Origin of the sequence: Streptomyces sp. H39-S7 (assembly GCF_027158205.1) — a bacterium.
Lineage (GTDB): Bacteria > Actinomycetota > Actinomycetes > Streptomycetales > Streptomycetaceae > Actinacidiphila.
Genome location: NZ_JAPVLU010000020.1, coordinates 1 through 21,310, shown reverse-complemented (window position 1 = coordinate 21,310; position 21,310 = coordinate 1). Strand labels below are relative to the sequence as shown.

The 21,310-nt window shown below is 69.8% G+C and carries 19 protein-coding genes and 4 pseudogenes; 12 read left to right on the top strand and 11 right to left on the bottom strand.

Annotated features, from left to right (window positions below; all coding sequences use genetic code 11):
• Positions 1-85: 85 nt before the first annotated feature.
• Complete coding sequence (locus O3X23_RS20465) at positions 86-997, bottom strand: M56 family metallopeptidase (protein ID WP_269272893.1); 912 nt, start codon at positions 995-997, stop codon at positions 86-88.
• Positions 994-1,362 (bottom strand): BlaI/MecI/CopY family transcriptional regulator, encoded by a 369-nt coding sequence (locus O3X23_RS20460; protein WP_198358717.1) that lies wholly within the window; start codon positions 1,360-1,362, stop codon positions 994-996. Before O3X23_RS20460 ends, O3X23_RS20465 begins: the two co-directional genes overlap by 4 nt.
• A gap of 235 nt (positions 1,363-1,597) precedes the next feature.
• On the opposite strand from O3X23_RS20460, the gene O3X23_RS20455 reads away from it, so the two are divergent.
• From O3X23_RS20455 to O3X23_RS20440, 4 genes are all read left to right on the top strand, one after another.
• Entirely contained in the window at positions 1,598-1,999 is a 402-nt protein-coding gene (locus tag O3X23_RS20455) for a DUF6153 family protein (RefSeq protein WP_269272892.1), read from the top strand.
• Positions 2,000-2,083: 84 nt separating this feature from the next.
• On the top strand, positions 2,084-2,716 hold the full coding sequence (locus tag O3X23_RS20450) for a DUF305 domain-containing protein (RefSeq protein ID WP_269272891.1): 633 nt from the start codon (positions 2,084-2,086) through the stop codon (positions 2,714-2,716).
• A gap of 945 nt (positions 2,717-3,661) precedes the next feature.
• Positions 3,662-4,765, top strand: coding sequence for a PLP-dependent cysteine synthase family protein (locus O3X23_RS20445; RefSeq protein ID WP_269272890.1), 1,104 nt, complete (start codon positions 3,662-3,664; stop codon positions 4,763-4,765).
• Complete coding sequence (locus tag O3X23_RS20440) at positions 4,762-6,039, top strand: MFS transporter (protein ID WP_269272889.1); 1,278 nt, start codon at positions 4,762-4,764, stop codon at positions 6,037-6,039. The genes O3X23_RS20445 and O3X23_RS20440 overlap by 4 nt, the downstream gene beginning before the upstream one ends.
• 411 nt (positions 6,040-6,450) lie before the next feature.
• Here O3X23_RS20440 and O3X23_RS20430 read toward each other — a convergent pair whose 3' ends face one another.
• Positions 6,451-6,807 (bottom strand): ArsR/SmtB family transcription factor, encoded by a 357-nt coding sequence (locus O3X23_RS20430; RefSeq protein ID WP_269272888.1) that lies wholly within the window; start codon positions 6,805-6,807, stop codon positions 6,451-6,453.
• An 80-nt stretch (positions 6,808-6,887) separates the two neighbouring features.
• Here O3X23_RS20430 and O3X23_RS20425 point away from each other — a divergent pair, with 80 nt between their 5' ends.
• From O3X23_RS20425 to O3X23_RS20400, 6 genes and pseudogenes are all read left to right on the top strand, one after another.
• A complete protein-coding gene (locus tag O3X23_RS20425) occupies positions 6,888-7,991 on the top strand; it encodes a cation diffusion facilitator family transporter (RefSeq protein ID WP_269272887.1) in 1,104 nt (367 codons plus the stop codon).
• A 124-nt stretch (positions 7,992-8,115) separates the two neighbouring features.
• Complete coding sequence (locus O3X23_RS20420) at positions 8,116-8,556, top strand: hypothetical protein (RefSeq protein ID WP_269272886.1); 441 nt, start codon at positions 8,116-8,118, stop codon at positions 8,554-8,556.
• A gap of 104 nt (positions 8,557-8,660) precedes the next feature.
• Complete coding sequence (locus O3X23_RS20415; RefSeq protein ID WP_269272885.1) at positions 8,661-9,587, top strand: hypothetical protein; 927 nt, start codon at positions 8,661-8,663, stop codon at positions 9,585-9,587.
• A gap of 123 nt (positions 9,588-9,710) precedes the next feature.
• Positions 9,711-10,934 carry a permease gene (locus tag O3X23_RS20410; protein ID WP_269273004.1) on the top strand — a complete coding sequence of 408 codons (1,224 nt, stop codon included), beginning with the start codon at positions 9,711-9,713 and terminating at the stop codon, positions 10,932-10,934.
• A 190-nt stretch (positions 10,935-11,124) separates the two neighbouring features.
• The gene (locus tag O3X23_RS20405) at positions 11,125-11,715 is read left to right on the top strand and encodes a class I SAM-dependent methyltransferase (protein WP_269272884.1); all 591 of its coding nucleotides are present in this window, start codon (positions 11,125-11,127) and stop codon (positions 11,713-11,715) included.
• A gap of 712 nt (positions 11,716-12,427) precedes the next feature.
• Positions 12,428-12,586, top strand: a pseudogene (locus O3X23_RS20400) (GlsB/YeaQ/YmgE family stress response membrane protein); the annotation flags it as partial.
• Between the two features lie 131 nt (positions 12,587-12,717).
• On the opposite strand, the gene O3X23_RS20395 reads toward O3X23_RS20400, so the two are convergent.
• The 3 genes and pseudogenes from O3X23_RS20395 to O3X23_RS20385 form a co-directional block, all read right to left on the bottom strand.
• Positions 12,718-13,173 carry a tellurite resistance TerB family protein gene (locus tag O3X23_RS20395; RefSeq protein ID WP_269272883.1) on the bottom strand — a complete coding sequence of 152 codons (456 nt, stop codon included), beginning with the start codon at positions 13,171-13,173 and terminating at the stop codon, positions 12,718-12,720.
• An 87-nt stretch (positions 13,174-13,260) separates the two neighbouring features.
• Complete coding sequence (locus O3X23_RS20390) at positions 13,261-13,836, bottom strand: TerD family protein (protein WP_269272882.1); 576 nt, start codon at positions 13,834-13,836, stop codon at positions 13,261-13,263.
• Between the two features lie 220 nt (positions 13,837-14,056).
• Positions 14,057-14,410: pseudogene (locus tag O3X23_RS20385) on the bottom strand (STAS domain-containing protein); the annotation flags it as partial.
• Positions 14,411-14,482: 72 nt separating this feature from the next.
• Here O3X23_RS20385 and O3X23_RS20380 point away from each other — a divergent pair.
• Positions 14,483-14,883 (top strand): annotated as a pseudogene (locus O3X23_RS20380) (MerR family transcriptional regulator).
• A gap of 82 nt (positions 14,884-14,965) precedes the next feature.
• Here O3X23_RS20380 and O3X23_RS20375 read toward each other — a convergent pair.
• Positions 14,966-16,099 carry a PP2C family protein-serine/threonine phosphatase gene (locus O3X23_RS20375; protein ID WP_443047913.1) on the bottom strand — a complete coding sequence of 378 codons (1,134 nt, stop codon included), beginning with the start codon at positions 16,097-16,099 and terminating at the stop codon, positions 14,966-14,968.
• 179 nt (positions 16,100-16,278) lie between these two features.
• Here O3X23_RS20375 and O3X23_RS20370 point away from each other — a divergent pair, with 179 nt between their 5' ends.
• The gene (locus tag O3X23_RS20370; RefSeq protein WP_269272881.1) at positions 16,279-17,799 is read left to right on the top strand and encodes an SGNH/GDSL hydrolase family protein; all 1,521 of its coding nucleotides are present in this window, start codon (positions 16,279-16,281) and stop codon (positions 17,797-17,799) included.
• Between the two features lie 39 nt (positions 17,800-17,838).
• Here O3X23_RS20370 and O3X23_RS20365 read toward each other — a convergent pair whose 3' ends face one another.
• From O3X23_RS20365 to O3X23_RS20350, 4 genes and pseudogenes are all read right to left on the bottom strand, one after another.
• A complete protein-coding gene (locus O3X23_RS20365; RefSeq protein ID WP_443047912.1) occupies positions 17,839-19,272 on the bottom strand; it encodes a glycosyltransferase family 87 protein in 1,434 nt (477 codons plus the stop codon).
• A 71-nt stretch (positions 19,273-19,343) separates the two neighbouring features.
• Positions 19,344-20,072, bottom strand: coding sequence for a methyltransferase domain-containing protein (locus O3X23_RS20360; RefSeq protein ID WP_269272879.1), 729 nt, complete (start codon positions 20,070-20,072; stop codon positions 19,344-19,346).
• Positions 20,073-20,077: 5 nt separating this feature from the next.
• Positions 20,078-20,761, bottom strand: a complete 684-nt coding sequence (locus O3X23_RS20355) for a TIGR04282 family arsenosugar biosynthesis glycosyltransferase (protein WP_269272878.1) — start codon at positions 20,759-20,761, stop codon at positions 20,078-20,080.
• Positions 20,758-21,310, bottom strand: a pseudogene (locus O3X23_RS20350) (hypothetical protein); the annotation flags it as partial. The gene O3X23_RS20355 and the pseudogene O3X23_RS20350, both read right to left, overlap by 4 nt.

The window sequence follows — 21,310 nt, the reverse complement described above, 5'->3', positions numbered from 1 at the left end:
ACTGCGTCGAGCAAACCTGGGGTGCAACTTAGTAGATTCGTAGATGAGGTGGCAACCTACGCAGAGATCAGGCGCAAATTTGGGGCTACCCGACGCCAGGTGAGCAGGCGACCAGGAAGGGGATCAGCGGCACGGTCACCGCCGCGGCGGCCAGCGACCCCCATAGGGCAGGGTGAGGTCCGGCGTTGGGCATCAGAACACGCTGGAGTCGCAGCACGGCGCTGGGGCCGCCGGCCGCAAACGCGCCCTCCGGTGCTTGTGCGGCTGCCATCTCGTACATGGCGGTGGCAAGTACCTCGCGCGAGTGACAGCGCAGAGCACGGTCATCCGCGATCATCTCCAGAAGGAGGGCCGTTTGCTCATGGGCATGACGGGCCAACGGAAGGCGGCGGAAGACCTTGGCGAACGCCTGCGCGGCAGCCATTGCCACGTGGTGGCGGCCCGCGATGTGCGCGCGCTCATGCTCCAGCACCGCATCGAGCTGTTGCACGGACAGCAAGTCCAGCGCCCCTTGGCTGACTACCACGCGAGGGCAGCGCCCCGGCAGGCAGTAGGCAGCCGGCAGGGAGTGCGCCACCACGGTGGCGCGCAACCGCTCCGAGCGTCGGCCCACCATGTCCAGCACCCGCCGGTGCTTCGAGCGGGCCCACCGGGCACGGCCCAAAGCGACGGTGAAGGCTCCCAAGAGCAGCACTATCAGGGCCACGGGCACGGCCAGACTCAGGCCGTCGGCGGAGTCCAAAGTGGTGGAGTTCGCATCTGAAGCCAAGCCGCAGGAGTGCAGAAGGCCGACAAGTCCTGCGTGAAGATGCTCGTCCGGCACGGCGAGGTGGTAAGCGGTCAGCGCGACGGTGAGAGCAAAGGACACGGTCAGCGCATGCCATGCGGCAACGGCAAGAGCCGGGGCCCGATGCGGCCACGAGCTGCGAACCAGGACCTGGGGCACGAGGAACCCGACGAGGGCCGCGTAGCCGATGAGCACGGCGGCGGGGCTCACGCGCTGGTCCGCCGCCCGGCCGCCCGAAGCGCCTTGCGCAAGGCGCTGACCTCATCGTCGGACATGTGCTCGACGAAGTGCGCGAGCGCGGCGGGCCGATCCTCGCTGGTCCCCAGCGCGTCCTCCATCAACGCGGCTGAGTACGCCTCGCGGCTACGGACCGGCAGGTAGGCCCATGCCCGGCCGGACTTCTCGCGCAGCAGCCAGCCTTTGCTGTGCAGGATGTTCGCCACGGTCATGACGGTCGTGTAGGCGACGTCCCGCTGGAGATTGATGTCGTCCACGATCTCGCGGACTGTCGCCGGGCGCTTCCACGTCCACAGGCGGTCCATGATCTCCGCTTCGAGGTCCCCCAGCCGCCGCATGCCGCGCCCCTTCCGCCGTAGTACGTAGGAACATAGTAGACGGCCTCACTACCAGCGGTTCCCCTTCCGGGGGTACGGGAATGATTGCCCGACCAGTCCCTCTGTCGCGCTGATGCAAAGCCCTGGCATCAGACCCCGGGCCCTTGGCTGCCGGTGGCCGCACCGCCGCCTGCCCAGCCACGTGCGTCCCCCGGACCTCCGTCCGACGCGGGCGGCGTATGCCTACTATGGGCCGATGATCGGTCAGGCGGGAAGCGTGCGACCGCAGCCGCGGCTGCGGCCCTTCGTGCTGCTCGTCTTCGCGGTGATCGTCGGTGTGCTGGCAATGCACGCGCTGGGCGCGACCGGCCCGCAGATGCCCGAACATGGGATGCCCGCCACTGGGACGCACGCCGCTGCTGCACCCCCCATAGGGGACTGTCCTTACGACAGCCACGGATGTGACGGTCGAGCACACCACGCCGATGTGACCTGCGCGTCCGGTGCGCTGGACGGCGCCATGGCATTGGCCGACCCTGCCCTGGCCGCAACATGCCTGACCTTCTCGTCCGAGGTGGCCGCCCCCCTGCTGTACGGGACCGCCGATGGAGGGCGTGCGCCGCCGACGTTGGCCGAACTGCAACTCCTGAGGATTTAGAGCAAGCCGCGACGTCGACTGAGCCCGCAGATCCGCCGTCCGAGACCGGCCTGCCCTGCAACCTCACACTCAGGAGTACCTCTCATGACCGCACGTCGTTCACTGATCCGTCGTAGCGCGCTCGTCGCCAGTACGGCAGCCGCTGCCATGGTGTTGGCCGCCTGCGGCGGCAGCGGCCACGACATGGGATCCATGGATTCCAGCTCGTCGCCGTCCACAACAGCTCCTGCCTCGACTCCCCCTTCGGCCGGCGCGCACAATGCCGCCGACGTCGACTTCGCGAAGCAGATGATCCCCCACCACCGGCAGGCCGTGGCAATGGCCGACCTGGCCGCCACCCGAGCCGTCTCCACCGACGTCAAGGCCCTCGCTACGAAGATCAAGGGCGCGCAGGACCCCGAAATCAGGACCATGTCGAGCTGGCTCACCTCATGGGGCGAGCCGGTCCCGCAGGAGATGCAGGGGATGGACATGTCCTCGGGGATGCCGGGGATGATGAGCATGGACGACATGGACAAGCTCAAGAAGTCTTCCGGCGCCGCGTTCGACAGCATGTTCCTGCAGATGATGGTCAAGCATCACGAGGGCGCGGTCGAGATGGCCAACACCGAGAAGGCCAAGGGCCAATACGGCCCGACCAAGGAACTCGCCAGCGCGGTCGTCACCGCGCAGACATCCGAGATCACGCAGATGAACGCGTTGCTCGGCAAGAACTGACCGCACCGCACACGGATAGGGGGCCGGCGCGCACCGTCGGTCCCCAATCCTCCGGAAAATAGCGCCGCGCGGGCAGCACTCTCACCCCGCCTCAACCGTCCGGCGACGCCGGCCGCACGCCTGCGCGCACGAGTCGGAGTTCGCCGTGCAGAATTACGTAGTCACGGTCACGGTGCCTATCCGTGGTCATCTTGGATTCCGCGCCGGGCCCACAGTTGCACCCGCACGGCGCGTCGGAGTGCACGCGGCTGGTGCCCCGGCCGTCGGGCAGTTGGTGGCGATCAGTTGGTCGAAGCGGCGGGAGGCTCGCCAGGCCAGGAAGGACGCCACGCCGTATCGCCTGGATATGACTTTAAGTGTCTATGGGGATACTTTGTGTGCATGATCGGCCCTGCGTCATTCTCCTGTGCGCATCGCCGTGTGTGGGACTGTGGTGTGTTCGCCGTACTGATCTGGGTAGCTTTCCACCTCCTGGGCTGCCTGCATGGCCACGGCGCAGCGTTCGAGAGTGAGCAGCGCACGCTGAACGCACTCTCGGTGGCTGCCGCCCCTGTGGCCGCGTCTGGCGACGCCGTCACTACCTCGACGCCGCAGCACGCGCCGTGTTGCCCCGAAACGGGCGACCACACGGTGGACCGCGTCCGAGTCGACGCTCCGCCTGCGCCCGCGCTGGGGGGCGCCCTCCCGGCAGGCGGCCGGCCGGACGCCCTCGCTGCGCTCGCAGCCGCCGGGACCACCCTGGCCCCCGGCCGACGCACTGTCGGCGGGCGCTGCATTCTCACGGCCCTGTGCGTGGCTCGGACCTGACCGGTCCCGCGCAGCCGCCGTGCCTCACCTTGTCCGGCGACGCCGGAGGGATCCGGTCGGCTGTGTGTCCGCGTCCTGATCCGCCGATGCCCCGAGCCTGACCATGCCGGCCTGGGGCGAGGAGCCGTGATACCCCTCATGAACATTTCCGCGTACGCCCCTGCCCCGATGTCCGCCCGTGGACCCTGCGACCTGGTCGGTAACACCCCGGTCCTGTGGATCGGGGAACCCTTCGCCGACGCCAGCCGCGGTTTTTGGGCCAAGCTCGAAGGCGCCAACCCCGGCGGCATCAAAGACCGTCCCGCCCTGCACATGGTGGCCCGCGCCCGGGCCCGGGGTGATCTGGCCGACAGTGCGCCGATCATCGAATCCTCCAGCGGCACCCTGGGACTCGGGCTGGCCTTGGCCGGCATCACCTACGGGCACCCGGTCACTGTCGTCACCGACCCCGGCTTGGAACTTCCCATCCGCCGCGCCCTGACCGCCTATGGTGCCCGCGTCGAGCTCGTCACCGCCACGCACCCGGTCGGAGGCTGGCAGCAGGCCCGGCGGGAGAAGGTGGCCGAGCTGCTGGGCGAGCACCCGGGCGCCTGGTGCCCGGACCAGTACAACAACCCGGACAATGCCGCCGCCTACGCGCCCCTGGCCGCTGAACTCATCGCGCAACTGGGCCGCATCGACGTTCTTGTCACGTCGGTCGGAACCGGCGGCCACTCGGCGGGAATCTCGACCGCGCTGCGCCATACCTTCCCCAATCTGGCGCTGATCGGGGTGGACGCGACCGGCTCGACGATCTTCGGGCAGCCCGCCGGGCAGCGGCTGATGCGCGGCCTGGGCTCCAGCATCCACCCGGGCAACGTCGCCTACGAGGCGTTCACCGAGGTCCACTGGGTCGCCCCCGCCGAAGCAGTGCACTCCTGCCGCCTCCTGGCCCGCCACCACTACGCCTGCGGCGGGTGGAGCGTGGGAGCGGTCGCCCTGGTCGCCGGCTGGGCCGCCCGCACCTACCCCGCCGGCACCCGGATCGCCGCAGTTTTCCCTGACGGGCCCCACCGCTACCTCGACACGATCTACAACGACGGCTGGTGCCACGGCCACCACCTGCTGGGCACCCCCGTCCCGGTCGAGCCCGACGAGATCGCCGACCCCGGGGAGCGGGCCGTCGCGTCCTGGACGCGCTGCACCACGGTCACCGATCCGGCTCCGGCCGCCGCACGCGCCCTGCTCGCAGGTGTCCGGTGAGGCGGCTGCGCGCCCAGATGCGCTCCTTCGACACCGGCATGCAGCTGCTGATGGTCAACCAGTTCGGCATCAACCTCGGCTTCTACATGCTCATGCCCTACCTCGCCGACCACCTCGCGCACGGCTTGGGCCTGGCCGCGTGGGCGGTCGGCCTGGTGCTGGGCGTACGCAATCTGTCCCAGCAGGGCATGTTCTGGCTGGGCGGAACCCTGGCCGACCGGATCGGCTACAAGCCGATGATCCTTACCGGCTGCGCCCTGCGGACGGGGGCGTTCGCACTTCTGGCCGTCGCCGACACCCTGCCCGCCCTGATCATCGCCTGCGCCGCCACCGGCTTCGCCGGAGCCCTGTTCAACCCGGCGGTACGCGCCTACCTGGCGGACGGGGCAGGGGAGCGGCGGGTGGAGGCGTTCTCCTGCTTCAACGTCTTCTACCAGGCGGGCATCCTGCTCGGTCCGCTCGCCGGACTGGCCCTGCTCACCTTCGACTTCCCGCTGGTGTGCACAGTGGCGGCCGTCATCTTCGCGGTCCTCGCGGTGGTGCAGGCCCGCGCTCTGCCACAACGGCGCCCGGCACCGGACCCGCACCGTGAGCGCGGGTGGCGGGGGGTCGCCGCGGACTGGCGGGCGATCGGCTGCAACCGACCCTTCGTGCTGTTCTCGGCCGCGATGGCTGGCTCCTATCTGCTGGCCTTCCAGACCTACCTCGCCCTTCCCCTTCAGGCCCGCACCCTGCTCGGCGACGGCAGCAGTACCGCGATGGGCGTGGTCTTCGCCGTGTCCGCCCTGGTCGCGGTCGTCGGCCAGCTGCGGCTCACCGACTGGGCGCGCAAACGACTGGACGCGCCGAAGGCCATCGCGATTGGTCTGGCCGTGATGGGGGCGGCGTTCCTGCCGCTGCTGCCAGGCCCCCACCGTGCCGCTGACGGTCTGGCCGCCGTGCTCGGGCTCGCGGGGCTGGTGGTGTGCGCGGCGCTGCTGGCCGCGGGGTCCGCGCTGCTGTATCCGTTCGAGATGGACACGCTGGTCCGCCTCGCGGGCGACCGGATGATCGCCACCTACTACGGCGCCTACAGCACCGTGGCCGGCATCGCCGTCGCCGGCGGAAACCTCGCCGTAGGCGCCCTGTTCGACGCCGCCGCCCGCACGAACACCCCGTGGCTGCCCTGGACTGCCCTGACCGCACTCGGGCTCGGCTGCGCCACTGCCCTGACCGGGTTGCGCCGCACCGGGCACCTGCACCCCGCGCCGGCCACAGCGCCCGCCCCGGCCTGACCCGCCGTCCCGAGACCCCTGACGAGCGGCTCGGCAGCTGTCAGAGGTCTCTGGACGACTGCCCCTCATGACCCAGCACGACGCCCTGGAGCTCTCGCAGGACACCCGCCCGACCCACGTGCACGCACAGCGGCGGCGGGAGCTGGGCAAGTGCTGGGTCGAGGTGGCAACGCGGGCGATGCGGTGGGCTTCCCGTTCCTGCCCGGCGGCTACTGATGAAGCGGGCCCGGGAATCAGCGCAGGCGGACATGGGCCTGCAGCAGCTGCGCCTGGCCGCACGCGCGGACGTGGGCTGGGAGAACTTCTACAGCCGGCTCGAGCGGCCGGTGGCCCGGCGCGCTGCGGCTGGCCCCCGGCGACGACCGGGACGAGATCTTGATGGCGCTCGCCCTCTGATCAGTCGAAGGCCCGTCAGTCGTGGGGCGGGAGGTTGCCGAGCTGGTGGTCGGCAACGCCGAGGGCTTCGTCGACCAGACGCTTGAGGTGTCCGTGCCGCAGCGCGTAAATAACCCGGCGCCCTTCCTTGCGGGTAATGACCAGCCCGGCCAGGCGCAGCCGGGCCAGGTGCTGGCTCACCGACGGCCGCGCCACCCCGCACGCCTCGGTGAGCGTCGTCACATCCGCCTCGCCCGCGGCGAGGCGCTCCAGCAGAGCTAGGCGGGTGCGGTCGGCCAGTAGCCCCAAGACCTCCGCGGCCACGGTGAACCGCTCGCCCTCGTGGCGCTCTTGCGGGTCATGCGCACCTGATAGGTGCATGCGTGCACTCATACGCACATAATGGTGGAGTGAGCGTCCGGTGTCCAACCGGTCCGCCGCGTCGGCCCCTGACCTGAAAGGCGTGTATTGCCGTGAGCGAGACGAGCCCGACCTCCGAGCCCCACCGCCACGACCACGCACCGCCCGGCGGCCACAGCCACGCCCAGGCTGATCAAGGATCCGCCCACTTCCACGGGGCTCACGGTTCGGGCCGGTGGTCACAGATCAAGCACCGCCTCGCGCATGTGGTCACGCCGCATTCCCATGAGGCGGCGGACAAGGTCGACTCTGCGATGGAGTCCTCCGCCGAGGGCATGCGGACACTGTGGATCTCACTAGCCGTCCTTGGCATCACGACCGTGCTCCAGGCCCTCGTCTTCGCCCTCTCCGGATCGGTGGCGCTGCTCGGCGACACGATCCACAACGCTGCCGACGCCCTGACCGCCGTACCGCTGGGCATCGCCTTCCTCCTCGGCCGCCGGGCTGCAACCCGCCGCTTCACCTACGGCTTCGGCCGCGCCGAGGACCTGGCCGGCATCGCCATCCTGCTCACCATCACCGCCTCCTCCGCCCTGGCCGCCTACACCGCCATCGACCGCCTCCTGAACCCGCAGGACATCACCCACCTGCCCTGGGTCGCAGCCGCCGCGGTCATCGGCTTCATCGGCAACGAATGGGTGGCCCGCTACCGCATCCGCACCGGCCGCAAGATCGGCTCCGCCGCCCTGGTCGCCGACGGCCTGCACGCCCGCACCGACGGCTTCACCTCCCTGGCCGTCCTGCTCGGCGCCGCGGGTGCCGCGATCGGCTGGCGCCTGGCTGACCCAATCGTCGGCCTGCTGATCACCGCCGCGATCCTCATGGTCCTCAAGGACGCCGCCAAGGAGGTCTTCCGCCGCCTCATGGACGCCGTCGACCCCGCCCTGGTCGACACCGCCGAGAACGCACTGCGCGCCGTGGACGGCGTCCGCGACGTCGGGCAGGTCCGTATGCGATGGATCGGCCATGCGCTGCGCGCCGAGGCTGACATCGTCGTCGACCCCCAGCTCACCGTCGTAAAGGCACACGCCCTGGCCGTGGCGGCCGAGCACGCCCTGATCCACGCCGTCCCCCGGCTGACCGCCGCCACCGTGCACACCGACCACACCACCCACAGCGGCGACCCTCACGCCGCCCTGGCCCACCACGCGGCATGACGGCCCAGAGGATGCGCCCGTGGTCGCAGTAGCGAGATTCGACCGACAGAGGGATACCCGGCCGGGGTATCGTCGTTCAAGCGGCTAACGGGCACGCTCGACGACATGAGGGAAGGAACCAGCAGTGACAGGAACCGGACAGGCGCACAGGCGGGGCATCGCCCGGTTGCTCGCGCTCTGCGCGGTCCTGTTCGGCCTGTTCCTCATGCACGGCTCCCCGGCCACCGCCGCCGAAGGCTGCCACGGTGCGATGTCCGCCACCGCCCCCATGCCCGAAGGCCATGACGTCGCCGCAACGGCCTCATCGCTGTCACCGGCGATGACACACACAGGCCGGCACGCCCAGCATGCTTCCGGCGCGCCGCAGAGGGACGGGGCGATGTGCGTGTCGACCCCCGCACGCGACCGCACCCCATTGCCGTCATCTGGCCTGGTGGCCGTCGTCGTGCTGGCGGCCAGCCTCCTCGCAGGTCAGCCTCTGATCCCCGGCCGAACCGGGCGGCGCGGCCCACCGCCGCCGGGCGGGCGAAGTCTGCTGCTCCAGGTGTGTATCGCGCGGACCTGACAGGACCCCGCCGGAACCCGGACGTCCCCCGGGCCCAGCAACGAGTCCTGCTCATTCCCGCGCCCCCGCCCAGCGTGGTGCGCCCACCCGGAAAGACCCTTCACATGTTCACTTCTTCCCGGCCCACCGTGCGCCGTCGTGCCCTTGCGGCCGCCGGCACCGCCGCTGTCCTGGCGGTGACCCTGGTGGCCTGCGGCTCGTCCAGCGATTCCTCATCGATGCCGGGCATGGACCACGGCGCCAAGCCGACCGTCTCCTCCCCGGCGAGCGCCCCGCCCTCGATGGGCGACATGCCCGGAATGGATCACCTGGCTGCCGGCAACGGCCTCGCAGACAACAAGGACGGCTACCGCATCACCAGCCAGGACACGACCCTGACGGCCGGCAAGCCGGCCCCCTACCGGTTCGCGGTCACCGGCCCGGACGGAAAGCCCGTCACCACGTTCGCCGTCGACCAGACCAAGCGGATGCACTTCTACGCGATCCGCTCCGACCTGACCGGCTTCCAGCACATCCACCCGACCATGGCCGCCGACGGCACCTGGACCGCCCCCCTGGACACGCTCGCGCCCGGCTCCTGGAGGATGTTCGCCTCCTTCACGCCTGACAGCGGGGCCGGGAAGAGCACCGCGTTTGTCCTGTCTCGCACCGTCACCGTGCCCGGTGCCGAGACGAAGGCGCCGCTGCCTGCCGCCGCCAAGACCGCGGATGTCGACGGATACACCGTCACCGTCAAGGGCGAGCCGATGGCCGGGATGGAGCACCCGCTGGCTGTCACCGTCACCAAGGCCGGCAAGCCCGTCACCGATCTCCAGCCCTACCTCGACACGTACGCGCACCTGACCGCCTTCCACGGGGGCGACACCGCGTTCGCGCACCTGCACCCGACCACCAAGGTCAACGGCGACCACGGCGGACCGGAGCTGTCGTTCAACGCGGAGCTGCCGACCTCGGGGAACTGGCGGCTGTTCCTGCAGTTCCAGACCGGCGGCAAGCTCCATACCGCCGCCCTGACCCTCAAAGTCGGCTGACCCCGCGCGGGGTGCCACCTCACGCGGCTGGTGCCCCTGCTAAACCCCCGCCTCGCCGCACCTCACCGGTGCGGCGTGTCGGTGGGTCCTATGTCGTGCTCGCCTCGGAAGGCTCCAGGGATGATCCACGCCGTACTGCACGCACTGTCGATCGCCGGTTCCATGACCTGGGAGATCACCTGGGCCCTGATCCTGGGGTTCGCCCTGTCCGCCGTCGTCCAGGCGGTCGTCCGTAAATCCACCGTCGTCTCGCTGCTCGGAGATGACCGCCCCCGCACCCTGGCCATCGCCGCCGGGCTCGGCGCCGCCTCCTCCTCGTGCTCCTACGCCGCCGTGGCACTGGCCCGCTCCTTGTTCCGCAAGGGCGCCAACTTCACCGCCGCGATGGCCTTCGAGATCGCCTCCACCAACCTCGTCGTCGAACTCGGCGTCATCCTCGCCTTGCTGATGGGCTGGCAGTTCACCGCGGCGGAGTTCGTCGGCGGCCCCATCATGATCGTCGTTCTGGCCGTGCTGTTCCGGCTGTTCCTGCGCGACAAACTCCTGCACGAGGCACGCGAACAGGCCGAACAGGGGCGGGCCGGCTCGATGGAGGGTCACGCCGCGATGGACATGTCCGTCCAGCGTGAGGGCTCCTTCGCCCGCCGGCTGCTCTCCCGCGAGGGCTTCACCTCCACCGCCCACGTCTTCGTCATGGAGTGGGCGGCGATCCTGCGCGACCTGGTGATCGGCCTGCTCATCGCCGGAGCCATCGCCGCCTGGGTGCCTGACTCGTTCTGGCGCACGTTCTTCTTCGAGGGCCACCCGCTGGCATCCAAGCTGTGGGGGCCGATCATCGGTCCGCTCGTCGCGATCGCCTCGTTCGTCTGCTCGATCGGCAACGTACCCCTGGCGGTGGTCCTGTGGAAAGGCGGCATCAGCTTCGGCGGCGTCGTCGCCTTCATCTTCGCCGACCTGCTGATCCTGCCGATCCTCAACATCTACCGGAAGTACTACGGCGCCAAGATGGCTCTGTTCCTGCTCGGCACGTTCTACCTCGCCACCGTCATAGCCGGTTACATCGTGGAGTTCACCTTCGGCGGCCTCGGCCTCATCCCCGACCAGGCCGACGCGAAAATCCCCATGGAAGGTGTCACCTGGAACTACACCACCTTCCTCAACATCGCCTTCCTCCTCCTCGCCGCAGCCCTCCTCATCCGATTCCTCCGTACCGGCGGACGGGACATGCTCCGCATGATGGGCGGTTCCCCCAGCTCCGGGCATGATCACGACGGCGGTGGCGCCCAACACCACGGCCAGCACCACACCCACAAGGCTGACCGCGGTGACCACCCCGGCCACGCCTGACGTCGCCACTTCCGCACGGGTCCCCCGGGATGGAGTTCGGCGCAAATGCCGGACTACCGCCATGAAGCCTCCGCCCAAGAGTGGGCTCGGCATTCCGCCCTGACTCCGTTCCCGAACCGCCCAACGGTGCTCAACCGGAGAGAAGAGTTCCATGCTGCCGCGCATCCTTCCCAGCCCGGATGGCAAACCGTTGCCCCCGAAACACACAGCAGACGCATTCCGCGTCTTCGCCCAAGATCTAGCCGCCGGCCGCCGCCCCTGGACCGCCGCGGAGGCAGACTTCCTTTCCGGACTGTTCGACCAGCTCGCCCCCGTGTGGGACACCACCGAAGCCACCGGCCGTGACGACCCACTGCGCGACGCCCTCACCCGCGGCGGCCCCCTGCCGTACGCCCCGTGCCTGGAAATCGGCTCCGGAACCGGCCAGTTCAGTCCGCTCCTCGCGTCCACCTTCCCTACAGTGATCAGCCTCGATCTGTCCGAGCAGATGCTCCGCCAGGCAGCCGGACGCTCTCCAACCCGCGTCCGCGCAGACGCGAGCGCACTGCCCGTAGCCGACGCATCGGTCGCTGCTGTCGCCACGATCGACATGCTGCTCTTCCCCACCGAGATCGCCCGGGTGCTGTCCCCGGACGGCGTGCTGCTGTGGATCAACCAGCTCGGCCAGGACGGACCGCTCTACCTGCCGGCCGGCGACGTGGCCGCCGCCCTGCCCGGAGACTGGCGGGCAACGCAATCCGAAGCGGGGTGGGGCAGCTGGGCCGTCCTGCGACGCAGCTGACCAATCCCGCAAGGAGCCCGCCCGGAGACGATCACCACTAGGTTGGGCGCTCCCGTGCCGAAGTCCCGGGCCAGCGCGTCGTCCACCTGCATCGACTGGGACGACGGGCCCCGCGCCGTACTCGGTCGCAAGGATTCGGACCCCAGCAGCGTCTCCATGTGCACCTCGACGAGGCCCTGCACATCCGCCTCGACCTCAGCAGGGCGCGGCATGACCTCGGTCACGGCGCTTTTCGTCGTTCGGAACAGCTTCAGACACGACACCCCCCTCCTCGGCTTAGAGAACAGCGACGCAAGAGGGCGCAAAAACATTTCCCTGGAAGGCTTCGAACCGTGAATGACATGCAGGTGCGGAACCGTTCGTTTGCGTCCGCGGTCATGGCGGGAGCCCAGACGTCGCAGCACGTTGCGGGCGACGCGGCGTACTGCGAAGAGCCGCACCACCTTGCACCACCTGCGCACCACCTCGGTCGGATAGCCATGGTCAACGACGGTCAAGGCAGGATGTCCTCAGCCCAGTCGCAACAGGCGTCTGCCCAGGTCAGAAAGGTTGCGCTACCTGCCCCTTTCCAGGATTCCCCAAGCTCAGAGCGCGGGTTCGATTCCCGTCACTCCCTCCACAACAAAGGCCCAGATCAGCGACCTGGGCCTTCCACGTTGTCTACCAATCCGTGTACCCCGCACCACCGCCGCACCACCTGATCCCTCAACGGGTTCTGGTCGGCATCGTGGCGGCGTTCATCGGCGCCGCCATCGCGCACGCGCTGAAGGTGGACGACACCAAGGGCGTCGACTGGATCGAGTGGCTCATCCAGATCGCCCTCGCCGCTGTCGGTATCGCCGCCCTGGACCGGGCCAAGGCCCGCCGCTGAACGCTCTGGCGCCGATTCGCACATTCATATACCACCGGCCGGTGCCGGGCAGCAGACTACTGCCCGGCACCGGCCGCCTACCTCTGGGGAGGACCGATACGCCGCTTCTCCACCCAGCCATGTGATAGCGATCAGAGGTCGAATTCGGCGGGCGGCAGGCCCAGCGCGTAGCAGGCTTCTCGGACGACGCCCTGCTCGCTCTTGTCGAAATCGCCGTCGGCGCCGCCGATGACGATGCCGATCTGGATGACCGCACGGGCCTCGGCCGGCTTCTTCTTCGCCTTGGCGATCTCCTGCAGGATGCTGACCTTGCCGAAGTCGAAGTCTGCGGTGAGCTTGGTCAGGTAGTCGCTGAAGCGCCGCTGCAGGTCGTCGGCGGGGAAGTTCTGGAGCACCTCGTTGCTCGCGATCAGCGAGGCGACGCGCTGGCGCTCGGACGGGTCGACGGAACCGTCCGCAGCGGCCACCAGGGCGCACATGGCCATGCTCGCGTCACGGAACGAGCCGCTCTTGAGGTCGTTCTTCTTGGCCTCGAGCTGACCCTGCATCGTCGATGCAGATTCCTTGATCTTGTCCCACAGCGCCATTTGGCGTCTCCTCAGGTGCAAAAAGTTGTTGGGACGGCCGAACGGGGCCCGCATGGTTCGCGGGCCCCGACACAGTGTGGCTTGAGATCAGATGTTGACGCCGAAGTCCTGGGCGATGCCGCGCAGCCCGGAGGCGTAGCCCTGGCCGATGGCACGGAACTTCCACTCCGCGCCGTTGCGGTACAGCTCGCCGAAGACCATAGCGGTCTCGGTGGAGGCGTCCTCGGTGAGGTCGTAACGCGCCAGTTCGTTGTTGTCCGCCTGGTTCACCACGCGGATGAACGCGTTGCGGACCTGGCCGAAGCTCTGCTGACGGCTCTCGCCCTCATGGATCGAGACCGGGAACACGATCTTGTCGACGTCGGCAGGGACGGTCGCGAGGTTGACCTTGACGGCTTCATCGTCGCCCTCGCCCTCACCGGTGAGGTTGTCGCCGGTGTGCTCGACGGAGCCGTCGGGGCTCTTGAGGTTGTTGTAGAAGACGAAATGCTGATCCGAGGCGACCTTGCCACCTGTGTTGACCAGCAACGCGCTGGCGTCTAGGTCGAAATCGGCGCCGGTGGTGCTGCGTGCGTCCCAACCCAGCCCCACGATGACCTCCGTCAGCCCTGGGGCCTCCTTCGTCAGCGAGACATTGCCGCCCTTAGCAAGGCTGACGCCCATACAAACCCCTACTCAATCCAGCGCGGGAAGCGCGCCTGTCGTCGAAAACGCCTACCTGACCAAACAACGCTGGTGAGACAGCCGAGGTTCCCACCGGCAAGGCTCCGGCCGGTGCGCGAGATCGCGCCTCCCACCTACACGCCGCCCACGCCAGGGACCGCGCACGCACTGCCACCGCACTCAGCCCACGACGCACTCGGCGCCCTGCCGGCGCAGGCTCTCAGTGGCTGGTGAGTTCACCGCTCAGGTTTTCGTGGATCTTGGCGCTGGGCTGGTTGAGACCGATGATCTCAACCGTTTTACCGCGCTTCGCGTATTTGGTCTCGATGGCGTCGAGGGCTGCGACGGAGGAGGCGTCCCAGATGTGACCGGCGGTGAGGGCGATGATGACCCTGTCCGGGTCTCCGCTGTAGTCGAAGCGGCCGACGAGGTCGTTACTGGAGGCGAAGAACAGGGCTCCAGTGACCGAGTAGACGACGCTGGCGCCATCTGGGTCGGCAACCGCGGAGACGTTGACAAGGTGGGCGACGCGCTTGGCGAAGATGACCATCGCGGTGATGGAGCCGATGGCGATTGCCGGACGCCGACTTCGAAGTGAATCTGTGGACGCGAAAGGCCAGGGGTGACGGGCGGCGAATCCGAACACATGCAGATCGGCGAGGTAGCGACTCGAACCGAACTGTCCCTGCGGACCATCCGCCACTACGAGGAAGCCAGCCTCGTCGCCCCCTCTGCTCGCTCCCAGGGCGGCTTCCGGCTCTACACCGAAACCGACGTAGCCCGCCTGATGGTGATCCGGCGGATGAAGCCGCTGGGCTTCGCCCTCGACCAGATGCGCGACTTGCTGGAAGCCACCGACCGCCTCGACACCGACACGCCCGTTGAGCCCGGGGAACGGGAGAAACTGCTGGAACAGGTGCGCGGCTACGAGCGGGTCGCCCGGGACCCATCGCCGACCTACGGGTCCAGCTCTCGCGCGCCGAGGACTTCGCCGCCACCCTGCGACGCCGGCTCCAGGCCGCCGGGGACCCTCCCAGCGCCCCGTGAATGGATCAATCCCACCCCCGCGGCGGCGCCCGGAGCAGCATCTCAGCGGCCAACTCGCCTGGCAACGGAACCGATGTCGCTGTTAGTCCCGGCCCGGTATACCGACCTGGTCAGGCACGTCGCGATGACGCAGCAGCAGCATCGCGGCGTCGTCACGCAAGGGCCCGTGCGCGTAGGCGACCATGTCGAGCCGAAGGGCCTCGAGCGCGGTCTCGGGGTCGAACTCGTCCAGCAGATGGGCCCGTTGCGCCAAGGGGTAGAACTGTCCGTGCTCATCGCGGGTTTCGGTGACCCCGTCGGTGTACAGGAGCATCTGGTCGCCGCGAGCCAATTCGACTTTGTACGGCGTAGGACTCGGGGGCCCCAGGGAGGCTAGCCCCAGGGGCGCGGCGTAGCTGTCCGGTTCCGCGAACTGGACCGCGCCGTTTGCTCGCAGCAGCAGCGGCGCCGGGTGGCCGTAGTTGAGCATGAGCACGCTGTGGTCTGCACCGATCTCAGCGAGTACTGCGGTCACGAACTCCTCTCCCTCCAAGCGTCGGTTCAAGGAGCGTTCCAGCCGGTCACCGACCATGTCGAGGGACATGTTTTCGGGCGCCGCCTCACGGAACGCGCCGAGGACTACAGCTGCGGTCTCCACGGCCTCCAGCCCCTTGCCCTGCACATCACCGACGATGACCCGCGCGCCCGCACCCAGTGGCACGACTTCGTAGAGATCTCCGCCGATTCGAGCCTCGGCGGCAGCCGAGGTGTACGACACCGCGATACGCATGAGCCCCGCAAAGCGTGGCACCGGGCGCAGCAGGACGCGCTGGGCGACTTCAGCGACCGAGCGGACATCCGCCAGCTCATGCTCGTGACGGCGTCGGATGGAGGCAGCCAGAGCAGCTGCCACGGTGACGCCCAGAGTCGAGGCCAGCGCCACCGTCACCCGATGCGACAACAGCAGACCGTCGTAGGAAGCCACGCTCAGACACAGCACCCCGGCCAGGGCACCCACCAGCAATGCCCTGCGCACCGTTCCCGCAGCGCACGCGAAGGCCGGCCCCAGGGAGAACAAGGGCAGAAATCCCACATCGGGACCGGCCAGCAGATCGACGCCCGCGACGATGGCCATCGCGGCGAACGGTATGGCCACAAGCAGGAACTGGCGATGGGGCGGCGCCGTCCGATCCAAAGTCTTCCTCCTGGCCGGCGCGTTACCGACGCGTCCGATCATGTGGACCGCACCCGTTGGAACAGAGCCGCAACGCGATGTACGGCCGTGGGGGCCTGTTCGCCTTGCGTCCGGTCGCCCCGCGGTCACCATATTTGCACAGTGCAAAATATCCTGGGGCCGACTACCCGGATTCCGGCGGTTCAGGCCCATTCGCTGCCGATAGTGCCGAGCGCGTTAGCGTGGGAGCCAGCATCGAAGACAGGACGGACCGGGCCCGCGCCTTCCAGCGACCGGACGTCACGGAGTGGGAGGTGGCGGGGATCGATCAGTCGAGGTTGGTGAGCAGGGGGAACACCGTGCGCCTCTGGCGCCGCCGGGCCACGGCCATGCTGAGGTACGCAGGAGCATTCGCGTGCATCGCTGCTCTGTCCATCTGGCTTTCGGTGCGAGTGACGCCGCTGCAGTCCGTTTCCGGAGTGGGACAGAGGGTGCAGGTAGGTGCGGCAGCACCGGATCTGCACTGGTCAGGGCCGGGCGAGCTTGATCTCTTCGGTGAAGTGATCGCGACCAAACCGCAGTTCGACGGACCCATCCGGCCGCGTCTCAAGCTCGCGCAGATCACGTTGAACGCCCAGACCGAAGCCGCCACCCAGCCGGGCGGCCAACAGAATATCGAGACAGACCTCAGCCGGGCCCTGACCTCGGGCTGGACGCGCTACCTCCTGTGGCAGACGCTGATCGCGGCCGGTTTCGCAGCGCTCATGGCCGTGGCAGTCGCAGGGGTTCGGCGCTCCTCGCGAGCCTGGATGATCAAGATATTGGCCGCCACCGTAGTGGGGGTGTGCGCCCTGAACGCAGCGGGTGTCTATCTCCTGGCGGCGTCCACACCGCGGGCACTGCGGCAGGTGCGATCGATTGAGGACCTGGTCGGGAAGAGCCCGCCGGCGACGGCAGCAACGGGCGGCCCCACCATGCCGGGGATCGAGGCCGTCATCATTGGAGATTCGACCGCAGCGGGAGACGGCAATCCCCTGGTCGACCATCCCAGCACCCTGGACCGGGCATGCCGGCGCAGTAAGGACGCCTACGCCGTGCGTCTGGGTGAGGTCAACGGCTGGAACACCTGGAACGCGGCCTGCAGCAGCGCCACCATCAGAGAGGGCCTGCTCGGCACACAGAAAGCCGGGGCCAGCGAAGCTCCGCCCCAACTGTCCGCGGTCGTACGCTCCCCGAAAGCATCGGTCGTCATGGTGAGCGTCGGGGCCAACGACGTGCACTGGTCGGCCCTGGCAGCCGTGTGCGCAGCGGCAGATGCCTGCGGCGACCGTGCGTCAACCGCCTACTTCCATCAGCAGATCGCGGCATTCGCCTACGACTACTACACGCTGCTCGGGAACTTGGCGGCCCTGCCTCAGCATCCCACGGTCCTCATCAACGAGTACTACAACCCCTTCGGAGACGACGTGGGCTGCCTGGCCGGTCAAGGCATCACCGCCGACAAGGCGAAGGTTCTGGAGTCCCGGCTGTCAGACCTCAACGCCGTCCTCCGCGAGGGGGCACAGACCTTCGGATTCATCGACGTCCAGCAGCACTTCGACGGACACCGGCTCTGCAGCGACGAGTCCTTCGTTCAAGGACCAGACGCGGACGCTCCACTGCACCCCACTGCGGCCGGGGAACTGGCGATCGCCCTCGCGGACCAACAGGCTCTGGCTCAAGCAGCGCGATCAACCAACACTCCGTCAACTCCGGTCCCGTAGCGACATTACGACAACGAGCATCGAACCTCGACGCCGGGTTCACCTCCGAGCTGTGGGTTCCGGGGTACTGGTGGCAAGGACATCACCGACCACCGGAGCGGCAGTGCCACTTGCCGCTATGGCATTTCTGGAGCGCTGCCTCTCGCCATATGCCCGCACTGCAGCGCCCGCCAGGACGGTCACCGCCGCGATCCCGTAGGACCACGGTTGGAGAGTTTCGCTGGGAAGTGCCATGGCGTTGCCGATGTAGAGGACGGTGCCCGCGAGGGGGACGGCGAGCCATTCCCAGCGGCCGTCGAGCGCGACCAGCGCGACCACCAGCAGGGCGTACCAGTAGTACGACGGCGAGGTCAGGAGCAGCGCGGTGCCGGTGACGAGCAGCGCGCCGCTCCACGGCCGGGTGGGGTCGCCCCGGCGCATGACGTACAGGGCGGTCAGTGCGATGAGGACCACCGCGAGGGGGGCGGCGACGGAGTCGGGCAGGAACAGCCGCAGGAGCGCGAAGCGGCGGACGCTGCCTGATTCGTACCCCTCCTCCCGCAGATAGCCCGGCAGGTAGCCGAGGACGCCGAAGCCGGAGCTCAGGACGTACGGCAGGTAGGCGAGCGCGATCACCAGCAGGGCGGGCACCAGGATCCGCGCGGCGTCACGGGGCCCCCGGCGGGCGAGGGCTCCCGGCAGGACGACGGCGGGCATCAGCTTGACGGCGATGGCCGCGCCGAGCAGCGCACCGCGGCGCGGCAGGACGGAGATGCCGAGCGCGAGCACGGTCAGCAGCACGCCGAGCGTGTCGACGTGCGCGTCGTTGACCGCGGCGAAGGCCACCGCCGGGCACCAGGCCCACAGCGCCGCACGCCGCGGATCGCCGCGCCGCCGCAGGACGAGGAGCAGAGCGGCGGTGGTCCCGACGGCCAGCAGCGCGCCCGCGATCTGGGTCGGCTTGTGGCGGGCGCCGTCGGGCGACAAGGCGTGGACCGCGAGGAACCAGCCCTCCGCCACCGGCGGGTAGATGGTGTTCACACCAGGCCGGTTCATCAGCGTGCAGAAGCCGCCGCCCAGCGGGTGGACATCCGGGGCTACGCAGACTCGTCCAGGTGGGAAGAGCCAGCGGTCGCGCAGCCCGGCCAGTTCCGGCGCGGCGGGCGGATGGGCGTACGGGGAGATTCCCGCGGCCTGCACCCGGCCGTCCCAGACGTAGCGGTACATGTCGCTACTGGTGCGCGGCGGCCCGCTCAGCGCGGCGAGCGACAGCGCGGCACTGCCGGCGAGCACCAGGACCACGGCGGAGCGCACGGGCACCTTGCGGACGGCCCACACGGCTGCGGCGAACAGCAGCCAGGCGGCGGCGTACCAGGACAGAAGCTGTTGCGGGTGTGCTTCCGAACCTCCGATGCGGATGGTGACGGCGACGACGACGGTCAGCGCGGCGACGAGGACTGAGGTGCATACAGTGCGGACTCCCACACCCTCCATCGTGGCAGGCCGAGCCGCCCGGCGGGTTCCTGCCGGGCCCCGCGTCCGCAATCCGTAAGGAATGTCCAGGGTCATGACCTTTGACCAGGGCTCTTGTCAGCAGGATTCGAAACGTCGACCCGCCACAGTTCCGCGAAGTGGCGGCCGTCCACGGACCACTCCTCGACCGCCGACCACCCCGTGCCGTCGGCGGCGGATCGGAGCGCGGCGGCGCCCAGCCGCGCCCACGGAAAGTCGCGGCCGTACCGGCCCCGGCCGTCCTCCACCCGCACGGTGAACCGCTCGTCGACATCGTAGGCCGCGGCCTCGACGAGCAACCGCCCTCCGGGGGCAACCAGCTCACCGACCCGGGCCAGCAGCGCCCGCGCGTCGCCGCCGATGCCGACGTTGCCGTCGACCAGCAGGGCCGTGCCCCAGCGGCCCTCGGCGGGCAGCCGGTCGAAGACCGACCGGCACAGCACCGCTCCCCCGATGCCCCGGGTGCGCGCCACCGCCGCCGGGCTGACGTCCACGCCGAGCGCCGGCACACCGGTGGCCGCGATCGCCGCCACCAACCGGCCGGGCCCGCAGCCGATGTCGAGCACCGGGCCGCGCCGGCACCGGTACAGCAGCGTGGTGTCGGCGGCGTCCGGCGCCGCGCACCACCGCTCCACGTCCAACGGCAGCAACCAGCCATCGGCCCTGCGCAGGAACAGCGGCCCGCGCCCGGAGCGGATCGCGTGCGCGTACGGGTCATCGATCCAGGGTGCGGGAGCGGCGACTTCGGGCCGCTGTGCGATCGTCGCGGTCGCACCGTCCACCGCCGTCACCTGGCCGCCGTCCCGCCGGTGGCGGCCAGGGCCGCCGGCTGGGCGGTCCGCAGCGAGCGCAGTGCGGCGGCGAAGCGTGAGCCGGGGGCGTGGGCGGCGACCTCGGCGGCATCGGACGCCGTGTCCACATCGCGCAGTACCGGCAGGTCACGGACCCGCAGCCCGGCCTCGGTGAGCCGGCGGCGCTGGATCGCACCCGTTCGGTCCGTCGACATCGGCACCCCGGGGAACAGCGAGGGGTCCGGCTCGGCGAGACCCACCGCCCAGAAACCGCCGTCCAGCGCCGGGCCGAACCACGCGTCGCAGCCCAGCCAGGCGCCGGACCGCAGCGCGGGCTCCAGCAGGGCCGGGGTCAGCTGCGGGGTGTCCATGCCGACCAGCAGCGTGGGCCCGGTACAGCCGGCGAAGGCGGCCGCCAGCCGCTCGTCCAGGCCACCGGACGCCTGCGGGACGACGTCGAAGCCCGGCGGCAGCCAGCGGCCGGGCGCGCCGTCGAGCACCAGCACCCGCCGCCGGGCCGGGGCGCGCAGCACCGCGTGCAGGGTGTCGGTGAGGGCCGCCTCGGCGAGCGCCGCCGCCTGGCGCGGTGTGTAGGGCGGGGTGAGCCGGGTCTTGACCCGGCCCGGCACCGGCTCCTTGGCGATCACCAGCAGTGTCGTCAGGCCGGGAGCGCCGCTCATCGGACGACCTGAGCGGGCTGAGCGACGATGACTGCCTCGGTGCCGGTGGCGGCCTGGGAGTCGGTGGCGGGCCGGGTCGGTGTGGTGGCGGGCCGGCCTTCCCGCGGCGCGCCGGCCGCCGGCTGCCGCAGTACCGCGCTCATGTCCTGGACCGCGTGCCAGGTCCCCCGCCAGGTGCCGGTCACCTTGGAGCGGCCGGTCCTGGGCGCGTACGGGACGTCGGTCTCGGCGATCCGCCACCCCGCGTCGGCCGCGCGGACCAGCATCTCGAGCGGGTAGCCGGACCGGCGGTCGGCCAGCTCCAGGCCGAGCAGCGCGCCGCGCCGGGCGGCCCGCATCGGGCCGAGGTCGCGCAGCGGCAGGCCGGTACGGCGGCGGACCCGCCGGGCCAGATCGAGGTTGGCGAGCCGGGCGTGCGGCGGCCAGGCGCCCCGGGTGGTGGGCCTGCGGCGGCCGAGCACCAGGTCGAGCTCGCCGCGCAGCACCGGGTCCGCGACGGCCGGCAGCAGGGCGGGCTCCCGGGAGGCGTCGCAGTCGCAGAAGCAGACG

Coding starts and splice junctions, on each gene's coding strand:
- O3X23_RS20415 (WP_269272885.1), top strand. CDS start 8,661: ATGTTCACTTCTTCCCGGCCCACCGTGCGCCGTCGTGCCCTTGCGGCC.
- O3X23_RS20375 (WP_443047913.1), bottom strand. CDS start 16,099: ATGATCGGACGCGTCGGTAACGCGCCGGCCAGGAGGAAGACTTTGGAT.
- O3X23_RS20390 (WP_269272882.1), bottom strand. CDS start 13,836: ATGGGCGTCAGCCTTGCTAAGGGCGGCAATGTCTCGCTGACGAAGGAG.
- O3X23_RS20395 (WP_269272883.1), bottom strand. CDS start 13,173: ATGGCGCTGTGGGACAAGATCAAGGAATCTGCATCGACGATGCAGGGT.
- O3X23_RS20455 (WP_269272892.1), top strand. CDS start 1,598: ATGATCGGTCAGGCGGGAAGCGTGCGACCGCAGCCGCGGCTGCGGCCC.
- O3X23_RS20365 (WP_443047912.1), bottom strand. CDS start 19,272: ATGGAGGGTGTGGGAGTCCGCACTGTATGCACCTCAGTCCTCGTCGCC.
- O3X23_RS20460 (WP_198358717.1), bottom strand. CDS start 1,362: ATGCGGCGGCTGGGGGACCTCGAAGCGGAGATCATGGACCGCCTGTGG.
- O3X23_RS20445 (WP_269272890.1), top strand. CDS start 3,662: ATGAACATTTCCGCGTACGCCCCTGCCCCGATGTCCGCCCGTGGACCC.
- O3X23_RS20450 (WP_269272891.1), top strand. CDS start 2,084: ATGACCGCACGTCGTTCACTGATCCGTCGTAGCGCGCTCGTCGCCAGT.
- O3X23_RS20430 (WP_269272888.1), bottom strand. CDS start 6,807: ATGAGTGCACGCATGCACCTATCAGGTGCGCATGACCCGCAAGAGCGC.
- O3X23_RS20355 (WP_269272878.1), bottom strand. CDS start 20,761: ATGAGCGGCGCTCCCGGCCTGACGACACTGCTGGTGATCGCCAAGGAG.